Source organism: Stenotrophomonas sp. STEN023 (assembly GCF_056760135.1).
Map to the genome: position 1 here is coordinate 1 of NZ_JBRREF010000126.1, position 10107 is coordinate 10107.

The 10107-nt window shown below is 58.9% G+C and carries 9 protein-coding genes; 3 read left to right on the top strand and 6 right to left on the bottom strand.

The window, feature by feature from the left end; all coding sequences use genetic code 11:
- Positions 1-487: 487 nt before the first annotated feature.
- Positions 488-2095 (top strand): AAA family ATPase, encoded by a 1608-nt coding sequence (locus ACVOLV_RS21185; protein WP_481556088.1) that lies wholly within the window; start codon positions 488-490, stop codon positions 2093-2095.
- Positions 2088-3053 carry a hypothetical protein gene (locus ACVOLV_RS21190; RefSeq protein WP_481556089.1) on the top strand — a complete coding sequence of 322 codons (966 nt, stop codon included), beginning with the start codon at positions 2088-2090 and terminating at the stop codon, positions 3051-3053. The genes ACVOLV_RS21185 and ACVOLV_RS21190 overlap by 8 nt, the downstream gene beginning before the upstream one ends.
- 394 nt (positions 3054-3447) lie before the next feature.
- Here ACVOLV_RS21190 and xerC read toward each other — a convergent pair whose 3' ends face one another.
- From xerC to ACVOLV_RS21220, 6 genes are read right to left on the bottom strand one after another with little or no spacing between them, the layout of a single operon-like run.
- A complete protein-coding gene (gene xerC / locus ACVOLV_RS21195) occupies positions 3448-4326 on the bottom strand; it encodes a tyrosine recombinase XerC (protein ID WP_481556090.1) in 879 nt (292 codons plus the stop codon).
- Positions 4327-4342: 16 nt separating this feature from the next.
- On the bottom strand, positions 4343-5020 hold the full coding sequence (locus ACVOLV_RS21200; protein WP_481556091.1) for a DUF484 family protein: 678 nt from the start codon (positions 5018-5020) through the stop codon (positions 4343-4345).
- Complete coding sequence (dapF, locus tag ACVOLV_RS21205) at positions 5017-5868, bottom strand: diaminopimelate epimerase (protein ID WP_481556092.1); 852 nt, start codon at positions 5866-5868, stop codon at positions 5017-5019. Before dapF ends, ACVOLV_RS21200 begins: the two co-directional genes overlap by 4 nt.
- Positions 5861-6106, bottom strand: a complete 246-nt coding sequence (lptM, locus tag ACVOLV_RS21210) for an LPS translocon maturation chaperone LptM (protein WP_303747529.1) — start codon at positions 6104-6106, stop codon at positions 5861-5863. The genes dapF and lptM overlap by 8 nt, the downstream gene beginning before the upstream one ends.
- A gap of 52 nt (positions 6107-6158) precedes the next feature.
- On the bottom strand, positions 6159-6581 hold the full coding sequence (locus ACVOLV_RS21215; RefSeq protein ID WP_296247689.1) for a YbaN family protein: 423 nt from the start codon (positions 6579-6581) through the stop codon (positions 6159-6161).
- An 18-nt stretch (positions 6582-6599) separates the two neighbouring features.
- The gene (locus ACVOLV_RS21220) at positions 6600-8708 is read right to left on the bottom strand and encodes a S9 family peptidase (RefSeq protein WP_481556093.1); all 2109 of its coding nucleotides are present in this window, start codon (positions 8706-8708) and stop codon (positions 6600-6602) included.
- Positions 8709-8811: 103 nt separating this feature from the next.
- Between ACVOLV_RS21220 and ACVOLV_RS21225 the strand changes: the two genes are divergently transcribed.
- Positions 8812-10002 (top strand): pyridoxal phosphate-dependent aminotransferase, encoded by a 1191-nt coding sequence (locus tag ACVOLV_RS21225; RefSeq protein WP_481556094.1) that lies wholly within the window; start codon positions 8812-8814, stop codon positions 10000-10002.
- The last annotated feature ends 105 nt before the right edge of the window (positions 10003-10107 follow it).

A 10107-nucleotide genomic window follows, 5' to 3' on the forward strand; every position in this document is an offset into this window, starting at 1 on the left:
CAACCCGACACGGCGACACGGTTCCAATGGCGGCCTGTCCCCGATAGAGTTTGAACGGCAGTACGCACTAAACGGCTGAAGAGTGTCTACAAAAGCCTGGGCGATTCACCTACTCCTAAGTGAAGACCTGCATGGAGAATATCTATTAATAGAATTCAAGCGCCCCAGCCACCCTCTCAAGTATACCGACTACCAACAAGCGACTAGATATCGCCACGACTTCGCCAAACATGTCAGAAAACAAATCAAAGTTATTATTATCGGAGGCAAACGATCTGAGGACTTCCCCTCAACAAACCTAGAACCCGGCGTCTCGTCAATGCTATTTACTGGAATAATATCTTCAGCGCGGCGCCAGATTCAATGGCAAATACGAAAAATATGATTTCCAGCCCGAAATACCACCACAGAGCTGACGCAGCGCCCCTATCCCGCGCCCCCTTCACTAGCATTTAAATATAAAAACATAACCGCGAAAAAGAACACCATGGACGACGAATTGATCCTAGCGCTCGTAGTACAGCACTTTAAAACGAAAGAAATTTCAGTTATGTCACTAACTCAAAATTATAAATTTGATATTGTGGCAAAGGAGGCCGGAGGTCGCACCACAACTATCGCTATTTCCGAAAGCACTTCAACGATTGGCTCCTCACTAGAATCTGAAACGGACTCAGTAACCGTCATCTACGGAGAGAACGGCGAAGGAAAGACGGCATTACTACTGGATGTATGTCGAACTTTATCATCCAATACTCGCCATCATCCGCTCGGCACCATCTGGCGAGATGCTATTGGAGGTATCCACCTCAACCCTGGCTCGGATCAGAGAGCAATCAAACTAACTGGCCATGGCACAACCAAGGAACCTCGGAAGCAACGAGAGAGGTTCGGATCCGTTTTCTACACGACCTCCCCGTTTGAATCAGCACGACGTCGACAACTCGCAACGGAAGGTACGATTGATGTGACGCCGTCATTTGGTACGAATTCGTTCAATGGGACGTCACTCTGCCAAGCTACAGCGTCGCTACCCAAGGACATCCCTTTTATTCGACAAGCAAAGGTGCAACTAGAGATAAGGCATATCCTGGATATCGAGGATGAGATCGAAAAGTTCATTTTTGCTCTGTCGCCATTTGACTCAGAAAGGTCAGTCTCCAAACGATCTGAGCGCGAGAACATCTACGCCAAAAAGCTTCAAAGACTGGGACAGAGCTTGAGCGTTCGGACACAGTCCTTACTCGCTATAGAGCTACTCCGGGCAAGGTTGGATGGCCCCAAAGCAGCAAAAACTCTACTTTTAGATCTATTCAGTAGAAATTCCGCACTAACCGGTAGTCAAGCTATCGGGCGATTTCTCAGCCGTCGCAAGAGCGATAAGTACGGGCGTGTAATTACTCCACACATATTAAGGTCCATTGAGAACCTTAGAAGGGAAACAGCGAGCAAATCCCCAACGAAACTAATGGATCACGCCCGATTGCTCGGCTCAAAGTCGCCAACGGAGATCTCTGGACTACAGGAGGCTGAAAATCTTGGATTGCTACGCTGGAATTTTTTCGAGCTTAGCAGCGGACAAGTTGCACTATTAATGCTATTCGCCTCCCTTAGTTCCGCTCTAGAAGCCCTTAGCGCCAATGGAACTAAACATGTCGCGATAGTAATAGATGAGGGCGAAATGTTCATGCATCCAGCATGGCAACGAAAGTACCTTCGTGACATCATGAAGTTTATCAGTCGATATAGAAAATCATTTAAGGAAATACACCTGATCTTGGCAACACACTCCTTAATCGTCGCAGGCGACACCCCTCCAAATAGACTCTTCGATGTAAAGTCAGGAAAGATGCGAAACGGTTTCGCACACGGCCCAAAAGAAATTCTTTCGGACATATATGGCGTGCAAGAATTCTCCGGATACCTTACTGAGAACCTATATGAGAAGATAATTGATTTTTTTGAGTCATCAAAAGCCACCTCAATCACGAACGAAGAAGAAGCGAAGGACTTAATCAACCAAATTGCATCAAGTCATCTAAAAGCGCACCTACTCGAAGAGCTCAACAGGCGGACACAAGAAAAGCATGCTTAAACTAACGCCAATATCAGAAACAGATCGTAAGCTTCACCTTAAATTAGTGAAAGAAAATTTTAAATCAAAACTAAAATCCGCCACCGCGAATATTTCGCCCACCTACAACAAGTCGCTGATCAAATATTTAGAGAAAAATCTCAAGGACATAGCTCTTGGGGATCCAGCCCGCCTGGAAAGCATTGCCAGCGAGATTATCCAAAAATTTCCCGATTTCTCGAAATACACCGCAAGAATTAAAAAGGGAAACAGCGATAAAGATAAAAACAACAAAAACACACTCGAAATTATAAACAAATGCTTCGATTACAGTAGCTTCTCGAATAGCAAAGATGGATGGGGGGCATATGCTCTCGTTAACGCCTATCAACTGCGAATATGCCCTTACTGCCAATGCAACCACATCAATCTGCACCTAGAAAATGACCCCGGCGCATCGAGCGCTGGGCAATTCAGGCTACGCCCGCCACTCGACCACTATCTACCTAAGTTTATATTTCCTTACTTGGCAGTTTCGCTAAGCAATCTCATTCCATCGTGCGCTCAATGCAACTCAGGCGTGAAGTCGACTGGAAACCCGCACAACAAAGTTCTATCGCATCCACTTGACGAAAAGCCAATCAATGTAAAATTTTCCTCCATCGGAACACTCCGCAAGAAGCCTAGCGGACACGTGAAATTGGAAGACGTAGCCCTGACGCTTGAAGGCCAGAACATAGAATCAACCAATCATATAGCGGAGTTCCGACTACAGGAACGGTACTACTGGTACCGCCACGAGGTGAAAGACCTGCTGGATCGCGACTTAAAGTATCGGGACCTCAGCCCAAAGTTGCAGGGAATTATTGATCGTGAACTGTTTGTGCTTGGCTTCTTTGCGAACAACGCCGAGAGGCGTTCGCTAGGCTTTTGCCTTCGCGATATTTACAGGGAGCTTTTACCCATCCAAGCATTTTAAATGCATTTGCGGCCAAGCAAACTAGACGATATCGCAAGGAACTAGACCAAGAGTTCCACCAAGAGGCTCTCATCGTATAACATTCAGCGCATTTAGCGCCACGCCATCCATGCACTCATAATCTCAACCATGTCGCACCTCTCAGCCGAGATCCTGAGGAGATTACTCAGAAACGACCAAACCGTGGTTACCAGCGCATTCCGAACCTCACGTTGCGTGGTGGCTGCTGGCTATTCCTCGGAAGGTTTGTACAAGGTCAGTTTCGCCCCAAAGAAAGGCATTCTGATAAATTCGATATTTCCTACTCCCGCATTGCGGGAGGCAACACGTTCTTTTCAGAGAATTTTTTACCAATTTACTCCGACCTAGCCAAGCACCCCAACTTACATCGACCTCAACTCTTCCGCTTCGCCCGAGGATGCGCAGCATCATAAACCTTCGCCAGATGCTGGAAATCCAGATGCGTATAGATCTGCGTGGTTGCGATATCCGCATGCCCCAGCAGTTCCTGCACGCCACGCAGGTCGCCTGAGGATTCCAGGATATGGCTGGCGAAACTGTGCCGCAGCATATGCGGGTGCACGTTCTTGAACAGCCCCTGGCGTTGCGCCAGTTGCTTGATGCGGATCTGCACGGCGCGTTGGCTGATGGGGCCGCCGCTGCGGCCCGGGAATACCGGCTTCTCGCCGGTGCCGCCGCTTTCCTTGCGCCACTCCTGCAAAGCATTCATTGCATGCGAGCCGACCGGCACGGTGCGTTCGCGGTTGCCCTTGCCGTGCACAAGCACGATGCCGCTGGCGGTATCGAGGTCGCGCCAGCGCATGGCGCAGAGTTCGCTCAGGCGCAGGCCTGATGAATAGAACAGTTCCAACAGCGCGCGGTCGCGCAGGCCTAGTGGTGCGTCCGTTGGTAGTTCGACCAGTTGCACGGCTTCGTCGGCGTCCAGCACCTGCGGCAGTTTGCGCGGTGCCTTGGGCGCTCGCAGGCCGGCGGCGGGACTGTTGTCGATGACGTTGTTCTTCAGCAGCCAGGCGTAGAAGCTGCGGCAGGCCGACAGGCGGCGTTGCAGGCTTTTGGCCGACAGGCCGCGGCGGTGCTCGCTGGCGACGAACTCGCGCAGCTGATCGCCTTGCAGGGTTTGCGGATCGGCAACGTCATGCGCTTCGCACCATTGCGTGAGCGCGGCGAGGTCGCGCTGGTAGGCGTCCAGCGTGTGCGCCGACATGCGGCGCTCGACCTGCAGATAGGACAGGAATGCCTGGACGGCGCTCATCGCCGCATCACTCCACTCAAGCGCTGCGGAAGCGCTGCAGACCCGTCACCAGCGATTCGCCCATCATGCGCAGGAACAGCGTGCCCATGCCGGGATAGAAGCGGTTGGGGTCGTAGCTACCTACTGCGATCAGGCCAACGCCCGGCAGCGGCAACAGTGCGGTGGACGACACTTCGTTTACCCGCTCGCCGTACAGCACGTCGTTCTTTTCCTGCTGCAGGCGGCCGCAGATGGGCTCGCCGTCCTGCAGGCAGTCGTGGAACGGGGCCAGCTTGGCGTCGTCCTTGGCGATGACCTGCAGCCACTCGGCTTCGGCCAGTTCCGGCACGTCGTCGAAGGAGACGATGCGCACCAGGTCACCGGCGAAATCTTCTTCCAGCGAGGCGGCCATCGCGCGCAGGGTGTCGGCGGCGCTGGTCTGGCGCATCAGCGCGAGGGTCAGCTGGTGGGTACGCACGGCCAGCCGTTCGTTGATCTGCGCGTTGGCGCCGAGGTCGGCCAAGCGCCGCGACAGCTCGCGGTTCTTGTCGCGCAGCACTTCCAGCTGGTAGCTGGCGAGCGAGGCGGTGGGGCCGTCGTCGCGCGGCACCACCATGGTCAGTGCCAAGTCGGGGAACTGCTTGAGGAAGGTCGGATGACGCCGCAGCCAGGCTGCAACTTCATGGGCACCGATTTTCTCGACTGTGTCGTTCATCCCATCCACTCTCCGTCGAATACGAATGCTGCCGGGCCGGACATCACGATCTCGGCGTCGTCTGCCGGCCATTGGATACGCAGGTCACCGCCGGGCAAGGAGATCAGTGCATCGCGCTGCAGGCGGCCGCGCTGCATCAGCACTACCGCCGCCGCGCAGGCACCACTGCCGCAGGCCAGGGTCTCGCCAACGCCGCGTTCGTAGACGCGCAGTCGGGCGTGGCCGGCATCCATCACCTGGGCGAAGCCGACGTTCACCGATTCCGGGAACGAGGGATTCTGTTGCAGCAGGTGCCCTACCCGCTCGACCGGTGCGGCGTCGACCGAGCCGACTTCCAGCACCGCGTGCGGGTTGCCCATCGATACGGCACCGAAGCGCACGTTCTCGCCCTGCAGCGAGGTCATGTATTCCTCGCGCGCACGCGGGAAGCCGAGCAGCGGAATCTGTTCCGGCTCGAACTCCGGCTTGCCCATGGCCACGGCGTATTCGCCATTGGCCAGGCGCTGCACGGCGTGGGTACGGGTTGGGCTGTCGATGATGAAATCGTCGCCCTGTGCGGCGCCGTCGCGTACCAACCAGGCGGCCACGCAGCGCGCGCCATTGCCGCACTGCTGCGAGGTGGAGCCGTCGGAGTTCCAGATGCGGTAGGACGCCACCGCGCCTTCGCTACGCGGGGCTTCGATGGTCAGGATCTGGTCGCAGCCCACGCCGCGATGGCGGTCTGCCAGCAGCGCTGCCTGCTCGGCATTCGGCGGCGCGCTGCCGTCACGCAGGTCCAACACCACGAAATCATTGCCGGCGCCATGCATCTTGCTGAAGCGCATGCGCCCTGTTGCCGACTTACTCATTTACGCCAGCACCACCGGTGGCGTCTTCCACGGCCTCGTCCGCCTTCTTGTCGGCGGCCGGATCGGTTTTGTCGGTGGCGGGGTCGGCAGCGGGCTGCTCGGCCGGGGTGACTTCCTGTTCCTCGATCGGCACCGGCTTCTGCGGCATCACCAAGGGGCCCTTGTTGCCGCAGGCACTGAGACCCAGCAGCAGGAAGGCCGCCGGGATGAGAATCAGGAAACGGGACGTCTTGTTCATCCCCCGAGTATAGCCACTGGACCGCGAAGTCCGAACCGCGGCCGCGCGCCGTTCAGCGTTCGCCCGGGGGCAAGGGGCGCAGCCACAGCCACAGGCAGACGCAGGCCATGATGCTGATCGAGGTCCACTTCACCCAGGCCAACGGCACGCACCACAGGGTGATCAGGGCGCAGGCCAGCATGGTCAGGCTGGCCATCCACTTGCCCTTGCGGCTGACCGCGCCGTGCGCCTGCCAGTCGCGGATGGCCGGACCGAAGCGCGGGTGGTCCAGCAGCCAGCGGTGCAGTCGCTCGGAGCCATGCGAGGCCGCCCAGGCCGAAATCAGCACGAAGACGGTGGTGGGCAGCCCCGGCACGAAGATGCCGACGATGCCCACGCCCAGGCTCACATAGGCCAGCAGCCACCACGCCCAGCGCAGGCGCGGTGGGCGCGTGCGTGGACCGGGAGGATCACGTGGCGGCGGTGTATCAGGCATCGCTACGGCCCAACTGCGTCAGTCAGCCAGGCCCAGCTGCCCCAGCACGAAGGCGAAGGACTCGGCCTGTTCCTTGTAACGCTGGAAGCGGCCCGACTTGCCGCCATGACCGGCTTCCATGTTGGTACGGAACACGATGGGCTGGCTGCCGGTGTTGACGTCACGCAGCTTGGCCACCCACTTGGCCGGCTCCCAGTACTGCACCTGCGAATCCCACAGGCCGGTGCCGACGAACAGCGACGGATAGGCCTGGGCGGTGACGTTGTCGTACGGCGAGTACTTGAGCATGTAGTCGTAGTACTTTTTCTGCTCCGGGTTGCCCCACTCGTCGTACTCGTTGGTGGTCAGCGGGATGCTGGCGTCGAGCATGGTGGTGACCACGTCGACGAACGGCACCTGCGCAACCATCACCCGGTAGTCGCCCGGGGCCTGGTTGGCCACCGCGCCCATCAGCAGGCCACCGGCGCTGCCGCCCGAGGCCGCGACGCGGTCCTTGGCGGCATAGCCCTGTGCGACCAGCGCGCGGGTCACGTCGACGAAGTCGTTGAAGGTGTTCTGCTTGTGCAGCAGCTTGCCGTCGTCGTACCAGCTGCGGCCCATTTCCTGGCCGCCGCGGATGTGGGCAATGGCGTAGACCACGCCACGATCAAGCAGGCTGACCACGCTCTGGTTGAAGTTGGGGTCCATCGACATGCCGTAGCTGCCGTAGGCGTACTGGTAGAGGGCGGCAGTGCCGTCCTTCTTGAAGCCCTTCTTGTAGACCAGCGACACCGGAATACGTGCGCCATCGCGGGCGGTCACCCAGACGCGCTCGGTTTCATACTTGCTCGGGTCATAGCCAATCACCGGCTGCTGCTTGAGCAGGCGGCGCTCGCCGGTCTTGACGTTGAGTTCGTAGGTGGTGGCCGGGGTGGTCAGCGAGGTGTAGCTGTAGCGCAGCCACTCGGTTTCCGGTTCAGCGTTGACCGACAGACCCATCGAGTAAGCCGGCTCATCGGCCTTGACGAACTCACTGCGGCCATCGGCGAACAACAGGCGCACGCGTTCCAGCGCTTCGGCACGTTCGGCGATTGCGGTATAGCCGTCGAACAGCTCGAAGCCTTCGATCAGCACCTGCGGGTCGTGCTTGACCCAATCCTTCCACTGCTTGCGGTCAGTGGCACCTTCCGGCGCGGTCACCAGCTTGAAGTTGGTGGCGCCGTCGGCATTGGTGCGAATCACCCACTGGCCGTTGTAATGGTCGGCGTCGTATTCCACGTCGCGCTCGCGCTTGGCCAGCACGGTGAACTCGCCCGGGTTGGCGGCAGAGGTGTAACGCAGCTCGGAGGACACGGTGCTGTCCACGCCGATGGTGATGAAGCGGTCGTCGCGGGTGCGGCCGATGCCCATGTAGAAGCTGTCGTCCTTCTCCTCGTAGACCAGCACGTCGGCACTGGCCGGGGTGCCGAGCACGTGCTTCTTGACGCGCACGGTGAGCAGGGTTTCCGGGTCGTTCTCGACGTAGAACAGGGTGCGGTTGTCATCGGCCCAGATCACATTGGCCGACACGCCCTCGATCACATCATCCAGCATCTTGCCAGTGCTCAGATCCTTGAAGCGGATGGTGTACTGGCGGCGGCCGACGGCGTCTTCGGCAAAGGCCAGCAGCTGGTTGTCACGGCTGATGTCCATGTCGTCGATGCCGAAGTAGCCCTTGCCTTCGGCCAGCACGTTGAGATCCAGCAGCACTTCTTCCGGCGCCTGCATGTCGCCCTTGCGGCGCGCGTGGATGGGGTAATCCTTGCCGGTCTCGTAGCGTGTGTAATACCAGTACCCGCGCTCGCGGTAGGGCACGCTGGCGTCGTCCTGCTTGATGCGGCCGACGATCTCGGCGTAGAGCTTGTCCTGCAGCGGCTTGAGCGGCGCCATCAGGGCGTCGGTATAGGCGTTCTCGGCGTTGAGGTAGGCCAGCATCGCCGGCTCCTTGCGCTCGTCATCACGCAACCAGTAATACGCATCCTCGCGCTGCGCACCGAACGGCGCGGTCACCGTATGCGGGCGCTTCTCGACATCAGGCGGGGTGGGCTGGGACGCGGCGGCGGTATTGATCATCAGGCTTGCAACCAACAGGCAAAGAAGAGGTTTCATCAGGTTCACTCCGGAACAGCGGTGGTGCATCCAGTGCAGCAGGCCACAGTGTGCCATGCCCGGCGCTTGCCCCGCTGCCATCAACGGCGCCTATCATGCAGCGATGAACACGCCCCACACCCCGCACGCCCCATACAGCCGCCGCAGTCAGGAGATCGCGCCCTTCCACGTCATGTCGCTGCTGGCCCGCGCCAATGCGCTGGAGCAGCAAGGCCACGACGTGATCCACCTGGAGATCGGCGAACCCGATTTCACCACCGCCGAGCCGGTGGTACGTGCCGGCCAGGCCGCGCTGGCCGCCGGCCATACCCGCTATACCGCAGCGCGCGGCCTGCCTGCCCTGCGCCAGGCCATTTCGGGCTTCTATGGCCAGCGTTATGGGCTGGATATCGACCCGGAGCGGGTCCTGGTCACCCCGGGCGGCTCGGGCGCCCTGCTGCTGGCCTCCAGCCTGCTGGTGGACCCGGACAAACACTGGCTGCTGGCCGACCCCGGCTATCCCTGCAACCGGCATTTCCTGCGTTTGGTGGAAGGCGCGGCGCAGCTGGTGCCGGTTGGGCCGGAAAGTGGCTATCAGCTGACTCCGGAGTCGATTGCAGCCAACTGGAATGCTGGCAGTGTTGGGGCGTTGGTGGCTTCGCCAGCCAATCCGACCGGAACCACCTTGGATGCTCGGCAGTTGGCTGGCTTGTCTTCCGCACTGAAGGAACGCGGCGGGCATCTGGTGGTGGATGAGATCTACCACGGGCTGACCTATGGCTTTGATGCGCCCAGCGTGTTGGAGGTTGATGACGAGGCATTCGTGTTGAACAGCTTCTCCAAATACTTCGGCATGACCGGTTGGCGCCTGGGCTGGCTGGTGGCGCCGCCGCGCGCGGTGCCGGAGCTGGAGAAGCTTGCGCAGAACCTGTACATCAGCGCGCCGTCGATGGCGCAGCATGCGGCGCTGGCGTGTTTCGAGCCGGAGACGATTGCGATTTTCGAGCAGCGTCGTGAGCAGTTCCGGCAGCGGCGGGATTATCTGTTGCCGGCGTTGCGGGCGCTTGGGTTCCGGATTGATGTGGAGCCGCAGGGTGCGTTCTATCTGTACTGCGATGTGAGTGCGTTTACCGATGATGCGCAGGCGTTTTGTGCGCATTTCCTGGAGACCGAGCATGTGGCGTTTACGCCGGGCCTGGATTTTGGGAACTACCGGGCGAACCAGCATGTGCGGATTGCGTATACGCAGGATGTTGGGCGCTTGCAGGAGGCGGTTGAGCGGATTGGGCGGGGGTTGGAGAGTTGGTTGGCTTGAAAGGTTGGCTGAGGGCTGAGGGCTAAAAGCTAGAAGCTAGAAGCTAGAAGACTAAAGGCATCCCTCCCCAACCCTCCCCTTCGCCTGCGGCGAAAGGGAGGGGGT

What these genes read in the sequence shown, in the direction of transcription:
- ACVOLV_RS21185 (WP_481556088.1), top strand. Translation starts at nt 488, where the DNA reads ATGGACGACGAATTGATCCTAGCGCTCGTAGTACAGCACTTTAAAACG.
- ACVOLV_RS21190 (WP_481556089.1), top strand. Translation starts at nt 2,088, where the DNA reads ATGCTTAAACTAACGCCAATATCAGAAACAGATCGTAAGCTTCACCTT.
- xerC (WP_481556090.1), bottom strand. Translation starts at nt 4,326, where the DNA reads ATGAGCGCCGTCCAGGCATTCCTGTCCTATCTGCAGGTCGAGCGCCGC.
- ACVOLV_RS21200 (WP_481556091.1), bottom strand. Translation starts at nt 5,020, where the DNA reads ATGAACGACACAGTCGAGAAAATCGGTGCCCATGAAGTTGCAGCCTGG.
- dapF (WP_481556092.1), bottom strand. Translation starts at nt 5,868, where the DNA reads ATGAGTAAGTCGGCAACAGGGCGCATGCGCTTCAGCAAGATGCATGGC.
- lptM (WP_303747529.1), bottom strand. Translation starts at nt 6,106, where the DNA reads ATGAACAAGACGTCCCGTTTCCTGATTCTCATCCCGGCGGCCTTCCTG.
- ACVOLV_RS21215 (WP_296247689.1), bottom strand. Translation starts at nt 6,581, where the DNA reads ATGCCTGATACACCGCCGCCACGTGATCCTCCCGGTCCACGCACGCGC.
- ACVOLV_RS21220 (WP_481556093.1), bottom strand. Translation starts at nt 8,708, where the DNA reads ATGAAACCTCTTCTTTGCCTGTTGGTTGCAAGCCTGATGATCAATACC.
- ACVOLV_RS21225 (WP_481556094.1), top strand. Translation starts at nt 8,812, where the DNA reads ATGAACACGCCCCACACCCCGCACGCCCCATACAGCCGCCGCAGTCAG.